The 266-nt window shown below is 47.4% G+C and carries 1 protein-coding gene; it reads left to right on the forward strand.

Annotation, left to right across the window (positions count from 1 at the left end):
• The coding region (locus PsWM33_RS27405) for a hypothetical protein (RefSeq protein WP_206599009.1) at positions 1 to 266 on the forward strand (266 nt) is incomplete at both ends.

Raw genomic sequence — 266 nt, forward strand, 5'->3', positions numbered from 1 at the left:
TGATGGTGATCGTTCCATTGAGAGTTTTGACTTTGCCGATGGTGTCACTCTTAACCAGGATGAGGTCCGCAATCGTCTGATGGCGGAGATGAAGGCCAGTGGGTTTGTCGTTGGAACTTACAAGAATGAGACCTATACCCACATGATGGGGGATGGCTCTTATTCCATAACGGACAAAGATGATTATAGCAGTGCTGACTCCCTGACTTTTACTGACGTGAGTGCAGCAGATGTTCGCTTCAGCCGCAGTGGCAACAATCTAATTA

It is taken from the genome of Pseudovibrio sp. WM33, assembly GCF_001623165.1.
GTDB lineage: Bacteria > Pseudomonadota > Alphaproteobacteria > Rhizobiales > Stappiaceae > Pseudovibrio.